Source organism: Mucilaginibacter sabulilitoris (assembly GCF_034262375.1).
Lineage (GTDB): Bacteria > Bacteroidota > Bacteroidia > Sphingobacteriales > Sphingobacteriaceae > Mucilaginibacter > Mucilaginibacter sabulilitoris.
In genome coordinates, this window is sequence record NZ_CP139558.1 from 4,121,351 (window position 1) to 4,138,972 (window position 17,622).

General features: G+C 38.7%; 22 protein-coding genes. 14 read left to right on the forward strand and 8 right to left on the reverse strand.

What is annotated here, in order from left to right; translation table 11 throughout:
- Positions 1–14 precede the first annotated feature (14 nt).
- Positions 15–461: an acyl-CoA thioesterase gene (locus SNE25_RS17680; RefSeq protein WP_407666939.1), complete on the reverse strand. Its 447-nt coding sequence runs from the start codon at positions 459–461 to the stop codon at positions 15–17.
- A 136-nt stretch (positions 462–597) separates the two neighbouring features.
- On the opposite strand from SNE25_RS17680, the gene SNE25_RS17685 reads away from it, so the two are divergent.
- The 5 genes from SNE25_RS17685 (at position 598) to SNE25_RS17705 (ending at position 5,359) form a co-directional block, all read left to right on the forward strand.
- Complete coding sequence (locus SNE25_RS17685; protein ID WP_321560320.1) at positions 598–1,038, forward strand: Hsp20/alpha crystallin family protein; 441 nt, start codon at positions 598–600, stop codon at positions 1,036–1,038.
- Positions 1,039–1,170: 132 nt separating this feature from the next.
- On the forward strand, positions 1,171–1,719 hold the full coding sequence (locus SNE25_RS17690; RefSeq protein ID WP_321560321.1) for a hypothetical protein: 549 nt from the start codon (positions 1,171–1,173) through the stop codon (positions 1,717–1,719).
- A gap of 62 nt (positions 1,720–1,781) precedes the next feature.
- Positions 1,782–3,239, forward strand: a complete 1,458-nt coding sequence (locus SNE25_RS17695) for a cellulase family glycosylhydrolase (RefSeq protein ID WP_321560322.1) — start codon at positions 1,782–1,784, stop codon at positions 3,237–3,239.
- A 102-nt stretch (positions 3,240–3,341) separates the two neighbouring features.
- On the forward strand, positions 3,342–4,598 hold the full coding sequence (locus SNE25_RS17700; protein WP_321560323.1) for a putative DNA modification/repair radical SAM protein: 1,257 nt from the start codon (positions 3,342–3,344) through the stop codon (positions 4,596–4,598).
- A 2-nt stretch (positions 4,599–4,600) separates the two neighbouring features.
- Positions 4,601–5,359, forward strand: a complete 759-nt coding sequence (locus tag SNE25_RS17705) for a TIGR03915 family putative DNA repair protein (RefSeq protein ID WP_321560324.1) — start codon at positions 4,601–4,603, stop codon at positions 5,357–5,359.
- Positions 5,360–6,111: 752 nt separating this feature from the next.
- On the opposite strand, the gene SNE25_RS17710 is transcribed toward SNE25_RS17705, so the two are convergent.
- The 5 genes from SNE25_RS17710 to SNE25_RS17730 form a co-directional block, all read right to left on the reverse strand.
- Complete coding sequence (locus SNE25_RS17710; protein WP_407666940.1) at positions 6,112–7,095, reverse strand: ISAon1 family transposase; 984 nt, start codon at positions 7,093–7,095, stop codon at positions 6,112–6,114.
- Complete coding sequence (locus SNE25_RS17715; protein WP_321560325.1) at positions 7,088–7,444, reverse strand: ISAon1 family transposase N-terminal region protein; 357 nt, start codon at positions 7,442–7,444, stop codon at positions 7,088–7,090. The genes SNE25_RS17710 and SNE25_RS17715 overlap by 8 nt, the downstream gene beginning before the upstream one ends.
- A 77-nt stretch (positions 7,445–7,521) precedes the next feature.
- Positions 7,522–8,025 carry an anthrone oxygenase family protein gene (locus tag SNE25_RS17720; RefSeq protein ID WP_321560326.1) on the reverse strand — a complete coding sequence of 168 codons (504 nt, stop codon included), beginning with the start codon at positions 8,023–8,025 and terminating at the stop codon, positions 7,522–7,524.
- A gap of 2 nt (positions 8,026–8,027) precedes the next feature.
- A complete protein-coding gene (locus tag SNE25_RS17725) occupies positions 8,028–8,420 on the reverse strand; it encodes a c-type cytochrome (RefSeq protein ID WP_321560327.1) in 393 nt (130 codons plus the stop codon).
- Positions 8,421–8,522: 102 nt separating this feature from the next.
- Positions 8,523–9,125 carry an FMN-dependent NADH-azoreductase gene (locus SNE25_RS17730; RefSeq protein WP_321560328.1) on the reverse strand — a complete coding sequence of 201 codons (603 nt, stop codon included), beginning with the start codon at positions 9,123–9,125 and terminating at the stop codon, positions 8,523–8,525.
- Between the two features lie 58 nt (positions 9,126–9,183).
- On the opposite strand from SNE25_RS17730, the gene SNE25_RS17735 reads away from it, so the two are divergent.
- From SNE25_RS17735 to SNE25_RS17765, 7 genes are all read left to right on the forward strand, one after another.
- Positions 9,184–9,615, forward strand: a complete 432-nt coding sequence (locus SNE25_RS17735; RefSeq protein WP_321560329.1) for a winged helix-turn-helix transcriptional regulator — start codon at positions 9,184–9,186, stop codon at positions 9,613–9,615.
- Positions 9,616–9,693: 78 nt separating this feature from the next.
- Positions 9,694–11,046, forward strand: a complete 1,353-nt coding sequence (locus SNE25_RS17740; protein ID WP_321560330.1) for a PhoH family protein — start codon at positions 9,694–9,696, stop codon at positions 11,044–11,046.
- Between the two features lie 53 nt (positions 11,047–11,099).
- Positions 11,100–11,759: an MBL fold metallo-hydrolase gene (locus SNE25_RS17745; RefSeq protein ID WP_321560331.1), complete on the forward strand. Its 660-nt coding sequence runs from the start codon at positions 11,100–11,102 to the stop codon at positions 11,757–11,759.
- A gap of 19 nt (positions 11,760–11,778) precedes the next feature.
- Positions 11,779–12,243, forward strand: a complete 465-nt coding sequence (locus SNE25_RS17750) for a GNAT family N-acetyltransferase (RefSeq protein ID WP_321560332.1) — start codon at positions 11,779–11,781, stop codon at positions 12,241–12,243.
- A 183-nt stretch (positions 12,244–12,426) separates the two neighbouring features.
- Positions 12,427–13,059 carry an HAD family hydrolase gene (locus SNE25_RS17755; RefSeq protein ID WP_321560333.1) on the forward strand — a complete coding sequence of 211 codons (633 nt, stop codon included), beginning with the start codon at positions 12,427–12,429 and terminating at the stop codon, positions 13,057–13,059.
- A 32-nt stretch (positions 13,060–13,091) separates the two neighbouring features.
- Positions 13,092–13,868, forward strand: coding sequence for a DUF6438 domain-containing protein (locus tag SNE25_RS17760; RefSeq protein ID WP_321560334.1), 777 nt, complete (start codon positions 13,092–13,094; stop codon positions 13,866–13,868).
- Positions 13,869–13,949: 81 nt separating this feature from the next.
- Positions 13,950–14,333 (forward strand): hypothetical protein, encoded by a 384-nt coding sequence (locus SNE25_RS17765; protein ID WP_321560335.1) that lies wholly within the window; start codon positions 13,950–13,952, stop codon positions 14,331–14,333.
- A 14-nt stretch (positions 14,334–14,347) separates the two neighbouring features.
- Here the strand turns inward: SNE25_RS17765 and SNE25_RS17770 are convergent, their stop codons facing one another.
- Both SNE25_RS17770 and SNE25_RS17775 read right to left on the reverse strand, forming a co-directional pair.
- Positions 14,348–14,671, reverse strand: coding sequence for a hypothetical protein (locus SNE25_RS17770; RefSeq protein WP_321560336.1), 324 nt, complete (start codon positions 14,669–14,671; stop codon positions 14,348–14,350).
- 20 nt (positions 14,672–14,691) lie between these two features.
- On the reverse strand, positions 14,692–15,165 hold the full coding sequence (locus tag SNE25_RS17775; RefSeq protein ID WP_321560337.1) for a ferritin-like domain-containing protein: 474 nt from the start codon (positions 15,163–15,165) through the stop codon (positions 14,692–14,694).
- 419 nt (positions 15,166–15,584) lie between these two features.
- Between SNE25_RS17775 and kaiC the strand changes: the two genes are divergently transcribed.
- Together kaiC and SNE25_RS17785 are read left to right on the forward strand one after the other, a co-directional pair.
- Positions 15,585–17,357, forward strand: a complete 1,773-nt coding sequence (gene kaiC / locus SNE25_RS17780; RefSeq protein WP_321560338.1) for a circadian clock protein KaiC — start codon at positions 15,585–15,587, stop codon at positions 17,355–17,357.
- Positions 17,332–17,619: a circadian clock KaiB family protein gene (locus tag SNE25_RS17785; RefSeq protein WP_321560339.1), complete on the forward strand. Its 288-nt coding sequence runs from the start codon at positions 17,332–17,334 to the stop codon at positions 17,617–17,619. The genes kaiC and SNE25_RS17785 overlap by 26 nt, the downstream gene beginning before the upstream one ends.
- Positions 17,620–17,622: the final 3 nt, after the last annotated feature.

Consider the following 17,622-nt stretch of genomic DNA (forward strand, 5'->3'; position numbering starts at 1 on the left):
ATTGTTACATGTTGTTAGTTTGTATTCAGTATTAACCGGGGCTCATCGTATTCAATCATGTTGCGGCGTTCGTTGCCTGGGATTGATACCGATTTGTTGGCGGCGTAGTCGTAGCTGATGCAGACTGTTTTACCGGTGGTTACAATCTCTTCGCCGTGCTCGGTTATTTTTACCAGTACGTGCATTACATCAAAGCTGCTATTGCCTATGCGTACTGTGCGCACATAGCAAGCTATCTGATCGTTAATGGTAATGGGTTTCAGGTAGTTGATTTCTGAACGCCCGAGGATTATACCCGCGTGGTTCCAGTCCCAGTTTATTATTTCTTTCCAGTAATTGGTCCTTGCTATTTCGAAATAGGTTAAATATACCGCATTGTTAACATGCCCGAAGGCGTCTATATCTGAAAACCGGATGGGAATGCCAGTTTTGTACTTGTAATCAGTGAGTTTTTCAGTCATTTGTGTCAATTTGTCTGTATAAAGCCATTTGTTGCGACAAATTGTCTGCTCGTTTATCGATTTTATCGCTTGGTATAACAGTTGATTAATAGCTTACGAAGTTAACAAAAACAAAAACTTAAAGGAGATATTAAAAATGACACTTGTAAAATTTAACAACGGATTAAAAAATAACGCGGTAGGTCCATTCTTTAATGACGTGTTCGATTCAATATTGAATGACTCATACTTTGGAAATAAATTGGTTGCCCGCGTTCCTGCAGTGAACATTGCAGAAACTGAAAATGAATTTCATATTGAATTGGCCGTACCAGGCTTGAGGAAAGAAGATTTTAAGATCAACCTGGATAAAAACGTATTAACTGTATCTTCAGAAAAGAAAGAAGAAAGTGTAGAAGAAGGTAAAAAAATCAGCAAACGCGAATATAATTACAGTTCTTTCGGCAGGTCATTTACTTTGCCAGAAAGCGCTGATCATTCAAAAATTGAAGCCGATTATACCGACGGCGTATTGAAACTTATTGTCGCTAAAAAAGAAGAAGCTAAATTTCAATCAAGAGAAATAGCTGTAAAATAATTAAAGACTGTTTTCATAAAGTAGTTAGTTTGGTTTTTAAGAAGAGGCCGTTCCATTTGGAGCGGTCTTTTTTTGTTTTATGAATTTTAATTCAAAAACAATGATTATCCTTGTGTGCCAAACAATCTTATCATGAATAAAATAGTCTCCCTGCTCGCAGCAGCCGCAATGTTAACCATAGTTTCATGTGGAAACAATCAAAATAAGGCCAACTCTTCATTTGAGAATATTAAAGTAGCAAAAACCGTTAAGGCTGCAGATGTTGATGCATTTACAATAGATGTTCCGACAGGTTGGACACGTAAATTAGATGATATAAAAGTTGGAAAACAACTGTTTTTAATGGCTCCGGTGAGTGACGGTTTCCAACCAAATTTGAATGTTTTACAGGAAGATATGCAAGGCCGGGATCTGGATGCTTATGTTGAGTATAATCTTAAACACATGGGGCCCGTGGATGTTCAAACCATAGATCAGAGCGATATTGAAGTAAATGGTATAAAAGGTAAATTATTAAAATTCAAAATGAACTACCAAAACAGAGATATGGTTATAGGTTCATATATTATACCGGGTAAAAACGGTATAGCCTTTGTAGTTACAACCACTGCACTTGTTTCTCAGTATCCGGCTTTAGCGGCAACATTTGATAAGACCGTACATTCCTTTAAGCTTAAATAGAATACACAATTGGTGAAGTAATGATTAAAGGCTATATTTAGCTACCACTTATATCCTTTTTCATGAAAAAAATTATATTCTCCCTGGTATGGCCGCTAATGCTGCCATTCACCTTGTTTTCGCAGGCCAATCAGCCTATAAAGCTTCATCCTCAAAATCCTCACTATTTTTTATATAACGGTAAACCCACCATTTTGGTTGGTTCGGGGGAGCATTACGGTTCTGTAATTAACCAGGGCTTTGATTATAAAACCTATTTGCAAACAATGGGTAAAGATGGTCTGAATACCACCCGTTTATTTACCGGTGCTTATATTGAAAAACCAGGCGACTTTGGTATTAAAAACAACACACTTGCGCCATCTGAAAAAGATTTGCTACTACCCTGGAAACGCAGCGATCAAAGCGGGTTTGAATTAGGAGGCAATAAATTCGATCTGGACAAATGGGACGAGAATTATTTTACACGTTTAAAACAATTCATGACCGAAGCCGATCATAACGGCGTAGTTGTAGAAGTGAACCTGTTTTCGTCATACTATCAGCATGGTTGGGAATACAGTCCGCTGAATACCAAAAACAACATTAATAAAACAGATGATATCAGTGCAGCGCTGGCCAATACTTTGCTAAACGGTAATATCTTGGCCTACCAGGAAAAATATGTGCGCAAAATTGTAAAGGAACTTAACGGTTTCGGGAATTTTTATTTTGAAGTACAGAATGAACCTTATGCTATTCAAAAAGATACGGTTATATTACGCAATGAGTATGGGGATGTAAAGGATTTCAGGAATTTCCTGGAAATTGTATCGCAACGTTCAAATGACTGGCAGCGTAAAGTAGCCGGATGGATCAAAGATGAAGAGGGCAAGTTACCTGCAAAGCATCTTATATCTCAAAATATATCAAACTTTCATTACCCGGTTACTAATCCCGATCCTAATATTTCTGTTTTTAATTTTCATTATGCATTCCCAAAAACGGTTGATGAAAATTATTACCTGAATAAAGTAATCGGTTTTAATGAAACTGGGTTCGCAGGTAAATCGGACATTACTTACCGCAGACAGGCCTGGCGTTTTTTGATGGCAGGCGGGGCCTTATTTAACATGCTCGACTATTCGTTTGCAAGCGGTGCAGAAACCGGACAGGATACTTCATTTAAAGCCCCGGGTGGGGGTAGTCCTGAACTCCGGCAGCAATTCGGGATTTTAAAGCATTATTTTGATGCGCTGGATTTTATAAAATTTCGTCCCGATCAACAGGTTGTAAAATCCTCGCCGGGCGCCATAACGGAAGCTTTGAGCGATGGTCATCAACAATGGGTGATTTACCTGGAACATCTTGCCATGAAACCTTATTCCTTGTCGCTTAATTTGCCCAAAGGCAAGTACAAGGCAACGTGGACTAACGTGATAACCGGCACTACTATAAAAACTGAAACCTTTGGTACCGGTTCAATTACCATTCCGCAGGGATTAATGGATAAAGTTCTGTTGGTGAGTGTTATCAGGTAACGATAAAAGATCTGCCTTTCTTTATGTTCACAACTCAGAGTGCTGAGAATTAATTTTCATTGACAATCAAATTACTAAAAATATTAGTAAATTTGATTTGATATGAATGTAGAGAGGATAACCGAGAAGTTGAATATTTTGGCTGATGCCGCTAAGTATGATGTATCATGTGCATCAAGCGGAAGTAAGCGTAAGAATGAAAATAAGGGTTTGGGTAATGCCAGCAACGGCATTTGTCATAGCTATACCGAAGATGGGCGTTGCGTTTCTTTATTAAAAATCCTGCTCACTAATCATTGTATTTTTGATTGTGCATACTGCGTATCACGTAAAAATAATGATATTAAGCGCGCGGCGTTCACGGTGCAGGAAGTTGTTGACCTTACTATTAACTTTTATCGCCGCAATTATATAGAAGGGTTGTTTTTAAGCTCCGGCATTTTTAAGAATGCTGATTATACCATGGAGCGTTTAGTGCGGGTGGCTAAAAAGCTTCGTCATGAGCATAATTTTAATGGTTATATCCACCTCAAATCAATTCCAGGAGCGAGCGACGAGTTGATGCGTGAGGCGGGTTTATATGCCGATAGGCTCAGCGTAAACCTGGAAATGCCGACAGAAGCCGGGCTTAAGCTATTGGCTCCCGATAAAAATCATCAGGATATGATAGATCCGATGAATTTTCTGAAAAATGAAATTATACAGCGCACGGAAGAAAAAAAGCTGTTTAAAAAGGCCCCAATGTTTGCTCCCGCGGGCCAGAGTACCCAGGTAATAATAGGTGCCACACCCGAGAACGACCAGCAGATACTCCAATCGGCCAATTATTTTTACAAGAATTTTAATTTAAAACGGGTTTATTATTCGGGTTACGTACCTGTATTAAAAGATAAGCGCCTACCTGCATTAAATACTTCTGTACCTATGGTTCGTGAGAACCGGCTTTATCAGGCTGATTGGCTCATGCGTTTTTATGGCTTTCACGTAAACGAAATCGTAGATAATGACCAGCCATTACTTGATTTAGATATTGATCCTAAATTGGGCTGGGCAATCCGCAATATGCAGGTTTTTCCTATTGATATTAATAAAGCCGACCTACAAATGATTTTGCGTGTGCCCGGGATAGGCTTACAGTCGGCACAGAAAATTGTAAGCGCCCGCAAATTTGCAAAATTGGGGTGGGAGCAGCTAAAAAGAATAGGCGTGGCCATCAACCGGGCAAGGTATTTTATAACCTGTAAAAACAAAGAGTTTGAGCGCCGGGACCTTACGGGGCAAAATATTAAACAGTTTATCCTGGCCGAATCGCAAAGCAAGTATATCAAAAATACTCAAACCCAACTTAATTTGTTTTGATCATGTATACGCTGGTTTACGATGGAACATTTGAAGGCTTGCTTACTGCCATATTTGAAATTTACGAGCACAAGCTATTTCACGTAAAATTAATAAAAGGGGAGTGGCGTGCCGCGGCGTTATTTGAAGAGGTATTACAGGTTATTACAGATGAGAACCGCGCAAACCGTGTTTTAAAAGGACTGCGGAAAAAGCTTTCATCAACAGGTGTGCAGCGTTTGTACATTGCCCATATGGCCGAAATGGATAACGAGGAAAGTACATTGCTTGGTTTTATCCGTTATGTTTTTGATAATGATCAAAATGTGGAGGAAGATTATGGCAATCGCTACGTAATGCGGATATCCGAAATTATAAAAATGGTTCGGCGCGAAAAGCACCGCATGGAAGCCTTTGTGCGTTTTCAGAAATTAAAAGACGAAACCTTTTATTCGGCAATTGAGCCCGATTTTAATGTGCTGCCTTTGCTTATCAGGCATTTTAAAAGCAGGTATGCTGATCAAAAATGGATCATCTACGATATTAAACGCGGTTACGGGCTTTATTATGATTTGCATGATACGCAATATATCTCACTCGATTTTTCTGAAGTGAATAAACCTGATAATGTTATAACCGCCTTTAGCGAGGATGAAGGAATTTATCAGCACCTCTGGAAAAACTATTTTACCAACGTAAATATTGTAGCCCGGAAAAATACAAAGCTCCATTTAAGGCATATTCCCAGGCGATATTGGAGGCATTTAACCGAGAAAATTTAACAAAAAGTCAATTTTACGCTTTTTTAAAGTTTTGAAAAGTGTTTATCTTGAAGCTTTTTGTGAATAATGATAATGTTTATATCGATACATATTTACTGATAACATTAAGTTTAAAACCTTGTAAATCAAACAATAAAAAATGTTAATAACTATGATTTTAATGTTAATAACATGTTAATAAAAAATAAAAAAAAAGCTTGTCAAATCATTAATATGTCCCGATATTGAAATCATCAAGAACGACGTACTTTGACAACCTTTCAGGAAAACAGAAATTGAATCGGGGGAACCTTCGGGTGAACTAAAGAGCAAAAGAAGTCCCTGAGTCACATGAAAAATGAAAATTACGAAAGTCTTTGAAAAAAGATTGTGATAAAAGAGGTGTTGGTATAAGCTGCAGGAACTTCACGGAGAACCGCAACAGAACCAATGATATGGAGGTAGTCGACCGTTCGCAAGAACAATAGACGAGATCGTATCGGTCATGGATACACAAAACTTGGTGCTACTGGGATGCCACGGTTGAACAGTAGTTTGGAAACGGGAGCTCAATTCGAAAGAAAAGACTCCCGTTTTCGCTTTTATAGGCTTTTTCCTCTTGTTATAATTGACGGGTCATGCGGAAAAGTTGAGGGCTGAAAGTTTTAAGGGGTCATGCGGAAAAGTTGAGGGCTGAAAGTTTTAAGCATAGATTTTAGCGAGTCTGAACAAGAAAAAAGTGGATCATGACGAAAAGTTGGGGGGAGTAGAAGTCAAGCATAGATTTTAGCGAGTCTGAATAAGAAGAAAGTAGTGTCTCTAACGCCTCTGGAAGTCGCTCTGAAAGCTTTGATCTTGGCATTAAAAGATTCGGCAGAGGCATTTGTGCTTCTATTGTCAAAGAAGTTCAGGATAGATTCATAATGTTGATGAACGGACCTTGCCACGGTTTTAAAGGCGTCAATCCCAGATTCCTCAACATGATTATACCACAGCGCCAATCTTTTAAAGGCGATCTGCTTGCTTTTGCAGATGGTGAATATATTGCCCAGCCCGATAGCCAGTTTATACGCTTTGAGCAGTTCCGGGTATCTTGGAAAAAGCAGACCGGCTCTTTCTTTTTGTGAGATGGTCCACCTGGACTCATGTTTAAACAACAGGTAGCGGCTTCTGGCAAGCAATTGTTTTAACGTATCGCCATTGCTGAATATTTCGGGCTGATAAGATTGCTTGTTTTGCCTGGCTTGTTCAATAGCATTGCTTTCTGCATCCAGCACTTCCCAACGATATTTTATACGAGCTTCCTGCACGGCATCATAGGCTAACTTTTGTACATGGAATCTGTCGATCACACGACTGGCATTGCTAAAACACCTGCGGATGGCTTTGATCATGTTTGCCGCCATATCCATCGTCACTTCTTTCACCTTGTTCCTTTTACGTAGCGGTATGCGTTCGATAACTTTTATGATCTGCTCCGTTTGTGTGCCCCTTAGCATAGCTACAATTGCTTTCTTGCCACCTTTAGCTTCTTTATTGGTGATAATGGTATAGAGCTCGCCATTGCTCAATGCTGTTTCATCTATGCTTAGCGATGGCCCGATATTTTGTTCAAACAGCATCCATTCATCTGCATGTTCTTTTTGATCCCAGCTATGAAAATCGCTCAGAAAGTCTTTGTATTGCTGCTGTAGCTGTTTGCCATCAACTGTATATAGCCGCCCTAACAAATGACAGCTAATCGGATTATTATCCAAATATACCTTTTAAAAAAGTGCCGAATTCCGTTGTCATTCGCGCTCCTTTTCTAACTAAGTTCCAGTCCCTTGTGATGATCTCACCACTTGCTTTAACTTCCCATCTGCGTCTTTTAATGCAAAGAGCTACTTTGTGGCCCCGGATAGGAAAATCCTGGATAGCTGTCTCCGGTAAGAAACCTTTTGACTCCAGTTGTTGCTTGTCATAGCCTGCGGGCGCAAGATTCTTTTCCTCAAGGTAAATGTTCAATTGGCCGCTTTCAGAGGAGCGGACATCAGTAAGTTCAAAGTATTCCAAAAGCCCCTCGGGCAAGATCAGGCGGACAAGTGTTTCGTATGCTGTTGACAAATTGTATCGTGTTTGGTATCTGTATACAAAACAAATACTTTTTTTATTCCCCCACAATTATTCCCCTTGATCCTAATTCACCTCCTTTCGCAGCAACAGCTTATAATTACCAATACCAGGCTTACTACATTGGCTAACGTTCTTACGTTGTGCAATAATCCCCATGGGCCTTCAAACGCAAGCCGATGCGCAGCCAAATCTCCCGCAGATGCCGTGTTTACGTTTACTTTTGCCAAAGCATCGTTTAAAGGTACATTTCCAAACATAGTGACCCCGAATACGCCGATAGCATACAATAACGTGGCAATAAGTAAAAGTATAAAGCGGCTGTTATCTGCTGCGCTGTAATTGAGATATGTGCTTACCGGCAGTAATACCAATGTGCCCATAAAACTTACAAAAAATAGAGGGTTCAAAATGGCCACATTAATAGCATTCATCGCGGTAATATATTCGCGATCGTTTAGTTTGCCTAAACCTAAATTTACGGAGCAGGTATAACCGTAAAATAATCCGGCAATCAACGCAGTTGCCGTAGCTGTGATAATTAAAATCAGGGTTGTCATATTTAGTTTTTTCATGGTTACTTCCTTAATGTTTTAATATACTCAATTACGATAAGTATCTGGGCCTGTGTTAATTTTTTACTCCATTTGGGCATAAAGCCTTTACCGGTACTTATAGTTCTGAATAGCTCGTCGTCATTAAGTTTGCTGATGTGCAAGTTTTTTGCTCCCCAGCGACCTTTTGTACCGTCGTTTCCATGACATTTGGCACATTTATTTTCAAACAGGGCCTTACCGGGCGGTTGAATGGTCTGAGCCTTTAATGTTTTTGTACAGCAAAGTGTTATGAGCAGGATAAAAAGGCTGGCGACTCCGATGTGCAACCTTATTAGCGCCGGATGTCTGAATAATTTTGTGCGGCGTTCGTCTGTGTGGGGCAGACTGTTGTGTGAGGTGTGAATTAAGATCATCGTATTTATTTTTTAGTAAAATTGCGATGATCTTAAAAGAGAAAATTGAACAAAACCGACAGTCAATAAAATCCATAGGATTTTATTGACTGTAAATAGGGGTTAATTCAAAATAATGCTGCTTATAGCCTTTTCTAAAGCAGTTTCTTTTAATTCAGATTTGGCTAATCCTTCAACCCTGAATACTGAAATATCAGTTAAACCTATAAAACCCAGAATTGATTTTAAATAAGGAGTAGCGAAATCATAAGCCTGCATTGGGCCCTCAGAATATACGCCACCAGATGCAACTGCTAAATACACTTTTTTATTCTTTACCAAACCTTCAGGACCGTTTTCATCATATTTAAAAGTTACTCCGCCTCGTACAATCTGATCTATCCATGTTTTTAATGAGGAATGTATCGAGAAGTTGTAAATGGGAGCACCTATTACTAAAATATCCGCATCCATAATATCGGCAATGGCTTCGTCAGAGTATCGGGCATTTTCTATGTTTTCAGGTGTTCTATTTTCGGCAGGTGTAAAAAAAGCATTTATGTGTGCTTCCTGCAAGTGCGGAACTTGCTTTTCAACCAGGTTAACCTCCTTTACTATACTGCCTGGGTGGGCGGTTGTAATTTTGTCAATAATAGCTTTTCCTAATTGTAAGCTGTATGAAGAATCACCTTTAGGGGTAGAGATAATATGAAGTATCTTTTTCATGTTTTTAATTTTTTAACGAAGCAAATCTATGTACATTTGCTAACAAAATATTAGTAGTATGCTAAAGGTTAGTGGTAACCTTTTAGTTAGTCTACGCATAAATAGCAAGGGTATGGAAGCAAAATCAAACATAACGGAGGCGAAATGCAAGGCCAGCTTAAATGCTGTAGGCGACGCGCTTTATGTAATTGGCGGTAAGTGGAAATTAAGGGTAATTATAGCCCTGAGGGAGGGTAATACCCGTTTTAATGATATACAACGTGCAATTGATGGAATATCGGCAAGAGTGCTCTCCAATGAGTTAAAGGAACTTGAATTAAACGGTTTTGTAAAAAGGATTGTCCATAACCAAACTCCGGTAATTGTTGAATACATAGCTACCGAATATAGCACTACTTTGAGTAATGTATTAGCTGCGTTAACAGAATGGGGAACTATGCATCGTAACAAAATAAAACAGGAACGACGTCAGGAGGTTGCAGACGTCTGAATTATTTGAATACAGATTTAGTTTGTAACCTGATCTTTATACTTGATTGTAGTTACAGATTCGCTAAATTAGTGGGCTATGAATAAAGATGGTAAGAACGGCGACACCGGTAGTAAAAAAATATTTGTTTTAGATACCTCAGTGATTCTTTATGATCACAATGCATTCCAGAATTTTCAGGAACATGATGTAGCCATACCTATCCAGGTATTAGAAGAGCTCGATAATAAAAAGAACGGTAACGATACACGCAATTTTGAGGCGCGCAGTTTTATCCGTCTCATGGATGATTTGTCGCACAACAGCCTGGTAAGCGAATGGATCCCGCTTAATGGTAAAAGTAAGGGAAGTTTTAAAGTTGCCATGGATGTTAAAACCACGGCTATTGATGCCGAAGAAGTTTTTGGGTCTGACAAAACAGATCACCGGATATTAAACGCGGCTTTGGGCTTGCAGGAAGAAAACCCCGACAAGAAAGTGGTGCTTGTATCAAAAGATATATGCCTGCGCCTGAAAGCTAAAGCGCTGAACCTGCACGCCGAAGATTACGAAACAGGCAAGATTAAAAACCTCGACGAACTATATACCGGTATAACCGATGTAGATAAAGTGACCGAAAAGCTGGTAACATTATTCAATAAACAGGAAAACCTGCCTGCCGAAAATTTACATATTAAGTCGTACACCAATAACCACTTTTATATTTTAAAGAGCAAAAAGGACGATGTTTCGGGCTTTTATAATGCGCAAACCAAGCAACTTGAAAAAGTTACGGAACAGCCGGTGTTTAATATCGCTCCTAAAAACATTGAGCAGGCCTTTGCCATTCATGCTTTATTACATCCCGATATTAAACTGGTAACCATACAAGGCAATGCGGGTACTGGTAAAACGTTACTGGCGCTGGCCAGCGCTTTGGAGCAACGTAAATATTATCGCCAGATATTTGTTACGCGGCCTATTGTACCTCTGAGTAATAAAGATATTGGCTTTTTGCCCGGTGATATCAAATCGAAAATAGACCCCTACATGGCGCCTATATGGGATAACCTGAAATTTATAAAAGACCAGTTCGCGGACGATGAGAAGATGCAGGCCAAAATTGACGAACTGGTAAACAATGATAAAATATCAATAGCCCCGTTGGCCTTTATACGCGGCCGAACGCTGGCAAAAATATTTTTTATAGTTGATGAGGCCCAGAACCTTACCCCGCATGAGGTGAAAACCATTATATCCCGTGCCGGCGAGAATAGCAAATTTGTGTTTACAGGAGATATTTATCAAATTGATACACCATACCTTGATGCGGAAAGCAATGGTTTATCATACCTTATTGATAAGGCCAAAGGGCACCCTTTATATGCACACATTACATTAGAAAAAGGCGAGCGGAGCGAGCTGGCTAATTTAGCAAATGAGTTGTTGTAGGGGTTAAAACCAATTGGTTGGCTTGCAGGTTGTCTTAATAAATTATTTATTAAATGAAAATATCAAAATACCTGCATTCATGTCTTGTGTTTGACATGGTTGGCTTTAAAATACTTTTTGATCCGGGAAAATTTTCATTTGCCGAAGGATTGGTTACTCCGCAAATGTTTGCCGATGTAAAAGCGGTGATCATTACGCATATCCATCCCGATCATTATGATATTGATATTCTGAAAAGTATTCTTGAAATAAGTAATGCACAGGTAATAACCAATAGCCAGATAGGGCAGGTGCTGGATCAGGAAAATATAAAGTACACCTTATTGGAGAATAGTACGGTTAAATTGGGGCCGTTTAAGCTAAAGGCTTTTCCGGTTGCCCATGAACCAATTATGGATAACCCGTTGCCACAAATGACAGGGTTTGTAATAAACGATAAAGTGCTTCACCCGGTAGATTCCATGGAAGATAAGTTGCTTGAGTATAAAAACATTGAGTTATTACTTATGGTGAGCATGGCTCCATTTGCCAATGAACCACGAATTGCCGCCTTTGCAGATAAACTACAGCCCAAACAAATTCTGCCGGTTCATGACGGCTATGCCAAAGAGTTTTTTATTAAACAGCGCTATGCTGCATACGTAAAGCACTTTGATGCCCGGGGTATTAAATTTCATGAAGTATACAAAGTAGGCGATAGTATAAATGTTTGATAATAAATATTACTTTATCATGGGTGAATCAGTGATAGAAATAAAACAAATTGATGTTTCCGATTACCTTTCAGTGAGCCAGCTGTTTAATCAATACCGTATGTTTTACAATCAGCCATCGGATATTGCCCTGGCCGAAACATTTATTAAAAACAGGTTGCAGAATAATGAATCGGTAATATTTGTTGCATTTGCAGATGGCGTTCCGGTTGGTTTTACACAATTATATCCGCTCATATCGTCGGTAAGGGCGGTTAAGAACTGGCTGCTAAATGATCTGTTTGTTGATAATGGTTATCGTAAACGCGGAATCGGGGAAGCTTTATTAAAAGCCGCAGGTAGTTTTGCTAAAACTCATGGCGCTACATTTTTACAGTTAGAAACAGCTATGGATAATTATGCAGCCCAAAGGCTTTATGAAACTACCGGTTTTGTAAAACAGGATATAGCATCAGCTTTCTTTTGTTATCGTAAGGCAATTTGATTTATATAAGAATAAAAAAGCCCCCGCTTTTTACGGCGGAGGCCCTATGGAACCAACCTCCTGCTAAGCTGGCCCACATTAACCTTATCACACTGCTAAGGTGAAGATTAATAATGAAGAAAACATGAACTTCTGTTTTAGGCTTGGTGTAAATTTTACATCTTAGCAAAAAATGCTCGTTTTATGCAGAAACCCGATAGTTTGATATTTGACATGGACGGAACCCTCTGGGATGCCGTTGATACCTACGCCAATTCCTGGAACCTCACATTTAAAAAAATGGATATTAAACGGATCATCGGCCGCGATGACCTGATGCAACTTATGGGCATGGAAGGCAAAAAGTTAACCAAGATATTAATGCCCGATTATGATGACGACAGAGCACAAGGCATTTATATGGATGTAAATGAAATGCGCAGGCAAATACTACCCACAAGCGGCGGAACCATGTACTGTGGCGTTACCGAAGGGATTAAACAACTGGCAACTAAATACAAACTGTTTATTTTAAGCAACTGCGCGGTTGGAATCATCCCCTTATTTATAACCTGGGCCGGCATTAATAATGATATTACCGATTCAATGGCCTATGGGGAAAATAACATGCCCAAACATCATAATATGCGACTGTTAATAGATAAACATCATCTTGAAACTCCTGTTTACATAGGCGATACTAATGGTGACGCTGAACAGACACGTATGGCGGGCATACCGTTTATATTTGTGAGCTATGGTTTTGGTAAAACCGATGATTATGAATTGACATTTGACGATTTTGAATCATTAACAAAATATTATATGAGTTTGTAAAACAATCCTCAATACCTGAAATTATGCTGCCAATGATGAAACGCGTTCTTCTTTTGCTACTAACTACACTTAGTTTTTATACTTCGTTTGCACAGAACGTACGGCTTGATTCGGAAAGGTGGATTACAAAATCATTGGGACATCTGTATTTTTCTGATAAAAAGGTGTATTATAATTTTGTTGGCTTTGCAGGTATTAAAGATCATTATACCATTGTGGATGATACGCTGATCATGACGGATATTTACCACAGCAGCGCGGATAACTTTAAGAAAGAACGCCGAGATAATTTTAAATTCCTAATACGGCATATTGATCAGAACAGGGCATATATAAAAGCTATTGAAACCAATGCCATAAAACTTGCAGGTAATAGTACTTACGAGTTTTTTAATTTTAAAAACAGCTATGATAAGAATATCAAATTTGCAAAGGTATATTTCTTATCGTCTACCTGTTTTGGCGACTGTCCGCAGCTGGCCATTGAAATTTGGCCCAACGGCGATTACCATTTAAAAGCAGGTGAACATGCCGAGCCATATAAAGGCGACTATACTGGTAAATTATCACAAGGTCAGCTTGATACGCTGAATTACTGGTTAAAACACAGTGAACTAAAAAAAATGATCAACTGGGAGCAAGGTAACCAGGTAACCGATGCCCCTAATTATTATTTTGCTATTGATTTTGTTAATAATAAGAAAAAGCTTAGTATAACTACCAATGAGCCACCCTTAAATATAATTGATCTGATTAATTTCATGTTATCATCCTATAAAAAAATAAATTTAGTTCCCGTTGCCCAATAATTGAAATAAACTTGCTTTACAAGTTTTACTTGGGTATTGTTTACTTATTAAGTTTTTGTAGTTTAGATAAAAATATCTGTTATGAAAACCCGTACCAAAACTATTATCATCCTGGTTATATTGTTACTGATCACCGGTTTTGTTTATCAGCGATATTACTTTGTTTTTGGCGAAGGCACAAAAGCTGGTACTATGAACTATTTTGTAAAAAAGGGGTATATGTTTAAAACGTACGAGGGCCGTTTAATACAGAGTGGTATACGTACACCTGCACAGGGTGGTAATATTGCTTCAAATGAGTTCATGTTTTCGGTTACCGACGAAAAAGTTGCTCAGCAGCTTAGCAGCAATGCCGGATCTTTTCTGGAGTTGCATTACAAGGAATACCTGCACACTTTGCCATGGAGAGGGGTAAGTGTATTTGTTGTGGACAGTATTATATCTACGAAGCCCGCTAATCAATAATAAGGGGCATTTGTTTATAAAAGATTATCAGCTTTACCGGAGTTAGGAATTTCTATTTTGCTCAGATTGTAGTTTAGCTTACCGTTTTTATTTATCGCCTTTATCAAACCTTTGTTAAATAAATAACTAAGAATGTCCTCCGCGTTTTTCTGGTGAGTTACTGGGTCGGTCCCCGGATCAAACGAACCGAGCTTAACAGCAACTTCGTCTGCTGTGGCTTCTTTTAATTGCGCTAAAGCATATATAACATTGTCCTGGGTACATGCCCCTTTATCATATTCATGAGGAACATGTAAAGGTTTGTATTCTTCCAAAAAATCCTGATCGGGGCTGTTCATAACCTTAACTTAAAAATATGTTAAACATTAATAGTCGAGTCACGCAAGGCTTTGATGTTATCATGAGCAATCTTTAAGCTTTCAAGGTGGTTGTTAAGAATAGACACAACTTGTTCATCTTCCCATATTAGCTCTTTATCATCCAAGGCATTGCGGTAAGCCTTTTTAGCTATATCTTCACCATATTCACAATCTGATAAAATTCCATGCCTGTCTTTATTTATAAAGGCGGCTTTAACGTCCATCCATGCATGATAAAATTTACCAGATAAAGTTGTACCATCGGCTGGATTGCCTCCAAGTACCCTGATGTATTCTCTTAGCTCCGAAACATTATTTTTACTTTGATCAATATATTCGTTAAAAAGCAGGTTCAAACCTGTTTCATCCGTGCTTTCATTGGCCTTTTGATAACCTGCAATACGATCATTATTTATTTTAATCAGATCATTAAGCGCTGATATCTGATGCTGTATATGTTGTAAAAGTCCCATGGCTATTTGTTTTATAAATAATAAACATATCACTTGGGTTAATGTTTTTTTATTTACAGTAAACTGAAATGTAAAGGTATTGTACCGACAATAATAGAGAGAATTGAAGATGTTTTCTTTGTGTATTTAATAGAAATATAATTAATAAGCAAGAAAGAAATTTTTTTTATTAATTGTGAATTTTGATAATTCAAACTCTATATTTAGAGAGAGTATTATTATTAGAATTTACACATGACTGTTATTATTTGAACCAAGCCAATTTAACCGATTTCCTGTTTATGACGCTGTCATAAATTATAATTATCAAAAACAATTTACATCAAATCTGCATTTATTAACCATTTACAACTTAAACAATTAAATAACCTGAACTTACAATAGTTAGGTTAGTTACAACGAATAAACATTTGTTTACGATGACTAAATCTCATAAAAAACAACAGCAACATCATAATAAAACAGCATTGTCTAAAACTCCTACCGGAATTGCAGGATTAGATGAAATAACCGATGGCGGTTTACCACAAGGGCGGCCCACGCTTGTTTGTGGCGAGGCCGGATGTGGTAAAACACTGATGTCACTTGAATTTATTGTACGTGGTGCTATAACTTTTAATGAACCCGGAGTTTTTATGGCTTTTGAAGAAAAGGCCGATGAACTGACCATGAATGTGGCTTCCCTGGGTTTTGATTTACAGAAGCTGCAGGACGAAAACATGGTAAAATTAGATCATGTTCATATTGATCGGAGTGAAATTGAGGAAACAGGTGAATATGACCTTGAAGGTATATTTATACGATTGGGGCATGCCATTGATAGTTTGGGGGCAAAACGGGTAGTACTTGATACCCTCGAAAACCTTTTTTCAGGCCTGAGTAATCAAACCATATTACGCGCCGAGTTACGTCGTCTGTTTGGTTTTTTAAAAGATAAAGGCGTTACCGCAATTATCACAGGAGAGAGGGGCGAAGGTGGGGCATTAACACGCCAGGGTTTGGAAGAATACGTATCCGATTGTGTAATATTACTTGATCACCGGGTTATTAACCAGATATCAACCCGCAGGTTACGTGTAGTAAAATACAGAGGATCGCAGCATGGTACCAATGAATATCCTTTCCTGATTGACCAAGATGGTATTTCGGTACTGCCGGTTACTTCTTTAAAGTTAGAGAAGGAGGTGTCATCAAAAAGAGTATCGTCAGGTATTCCGGCACTTGACGAAATGCTTGGCGGGCATGGTTTTTTTAGAGGAAGCAGTGTGCTGGTATCGGGTACCGCTGGCACTGGGAAAACCAGTATAGCAGCATATTTTGCCAGTGAAACCTGCCGTCAGAAAAAGAAGTGCATGTATTTTGCTTTTGAAGAATCGCCTAAGCAGATCATCCGTAACATGAAATCTATTAATGTAGATCTTCAACAATATGTAGACGATGGTTTGTTGGAATTTCACGCATCGCGGCCAACTTTATATGGCCTCGAGATGCACCTGGTAGCTATATATAAACTTATAAAAAGGTTTCAGCCTGCAACGGTTATACTTGATCCCATCACTAATCTGATTACTGTAGGCTCGGTTAGCGAAGTAAAATCAATGCTGGTACGCTTGATAGACTTTTTACAGGAAGAGCAGATTACGGTAATGTTTACAGCGCTGTCACTGAACACCATAGTGAGCGAGCAAACCGATGAGGGTGTATCCTCATTGGTTGACGCATGGCTTTTGGTGAGGGACATTGAATCAAACGGCGAGCGTAACCGCGGAATGTATATCATGAAATCACGTGGTATGAAACACTCTAACCAGGTACGGGAGTTTATTATAACAGATAAAGGACTTGATCTGGTTGATGTTTACCTTGGGCCCGAAGGTGTGCTTACCGGATCGGCAAGAGAGGCACAAAAATTGAAGGAAAAAACCGGAGTTGCTCTACGAGATTTTGCAGTATCGCGAAAAGACAAAGAAATTGTACGTAAACGGAAAATGCTTGAGGCGAAAATATCCAGTCTTCAGGCCGAGTTTGAATCGACAGAAGAAGAGCTAAACCGCATTTATTATGAGGAGGAGCTGAAACAGGAAATTATTGAGAAAAACCGTGATGAAATAACAAAGATGAGGAGGGGAACTATTGAAGCGGAAAAAAAAACAGGAGTAAAAAGTAATGGAAACAGAAGTAATAAATTATGAGTTACGGTTGTATGTTGCCGGTAAAACCGCAAAATCTGTCAGTGCGCTGGCTAATCTTAAAAAATATTGTGAAGAACATTTAAAAGGGCAATATACTATTGAAGTGATCGACCTTTTAGTTCAGCCACAATTAGCTGAAGGTGACCAGATATTTGCTATACCGACCCTGGTACGAAAAGTACCTGAACCTATCCGCAAAATAATTGGCGACCTTTCAAACGAAGAAAAAGTATTAGTGGGTTTAAACATACGCCCTCGTTAAAAC

Coding starts and splice junctions, on each gene's coding strand:
- SNE25_RS17680 (WP_407666939.1), bottom strand. CDS start 461: ATGACTGAAAAACTCACTGATTACAAGTACAAAACTGGCATTCCCATC.
- SNE25_RS17685 (WP_321560320.1), top strand. CDS start 598: ATGACACTTGTAAAATTTAACAACGGATTAAAAAATAACGCGGTAGGT.
- SNE25_RS17690 (WP_321560321.1), top strand. CDS start 1,171: ATGAATAAAATAGTCTCCCTGCTCGCAGCAGCCGCAATGTTAACCATA.
- SNE25_RS17695 (WP_321560322.1), top strand. CDS start 1,782: ATGAAAAAAATTATATTCTCCCTGGTATGGCCGCTAATGCTGCCATTC.
- SNE25_RS17700 (WP_321560323.1), top strand. CDS start 3,342: ATGAATGTAGAGAGGATAACCGAGAAGTTGAATATTTTGGCTGATGCC.
- SNE25_RS17705 (WP_321560324.1), top strand. CDS start 4,601: ATGTATACGCTGGTTTACGATGGAACATTTGAAGGCTTGCTTACTGCC.
- SNE25_RS17720 (WP_321560326.1), bottom strand. CDS start 8,025: ATGAAAAAACTAAATATGACAACCCTGATTTTAATTATCACAGCTACG.
- SNE25_RS17725 (WP_321560327.1), bottom strand. CDS start 8,420: ATGATCTTAATTCACACCTCACACAACAGTCTGCCCCACACAGACGAA.
- SNE25_RS17730 (WP_321560328.1), bottom strand. CDS start 9,125: ATGAAAAAGATACTTCATATTATCTCTACCCCTAAAGGTGATTCTTCA.
- SNE25_RS17735 (WP_321560329.1), top strand. CDS start 9,184: ATGCTAAAGGTTAGTGGTAACCTTTTAGTTAGTCTACGCATAAATAGC.
- SNE25_RS17740 (WP_321560330.1), top strand. CDS start 9,694: ATGAATAAAGATGGTAAGAACGGCGACACCGGTAGTAAAAAAATATTT.
- SNE25_RS17745 (WP_321560331.1), top strand. CDS start 11,100: ATGAAAATATCAAAATACCTGCATTCATGTCTTGTGTTTGACATGGTT.
- SNE25_RS17750 (WP_321560332.1), top strand. CDS start 11,779: ATGGGTGAATCAGTGATAGAAATAAAACAAATTGATGTTTCCGATTAC.
- SNE25_RS17755 (WP_321560333.1), top strand. CDS start 12,427: ATGCAGAAACCCGATAGTTTGATATTTGACATGGACGGAACCCTCTGG.
- SNE25_RS17760 (WP_321560334.1), top strand. CDS start 13,092: ATGATGAAACGCGTTCTTCTTTTGCTACTAACTACACTTAGTTTTTAT.
- SNE25_RS17765 (WP_321560335.1), top strand. CDS start 13,950: ATGAAAACCCGTACCAAAACTATTATCATCCTGGTTATATTGTTACTG.
- SNE25_RS17770 (WP_321560336.1), bottom strand. CDS start 14,671: ATGAACAGCCCCGATCAGGATTTTTTGGAAGAATACAAACCTTTACAT.
- SNE25_RS17775 (WP_321560337.1), bottom strand. CDS start 15,165: ATGGGACTTTTACAACATATACAGCATCAGATATCAGCGCTTAATGAT.
- kaiC (WP_321560338.1), top strand. CDS start 15,585: ATGACTAAATCTCATAAAAAACAACAGCAACATCATAATAAAACAGCA.
- SNE25_RS17785 (WP_321560339.1), top strand. CDS start 17,332: ATGGAAACAGAAGTAATAAATTATGAGTTACGGTTGTATGTTGCCGGT.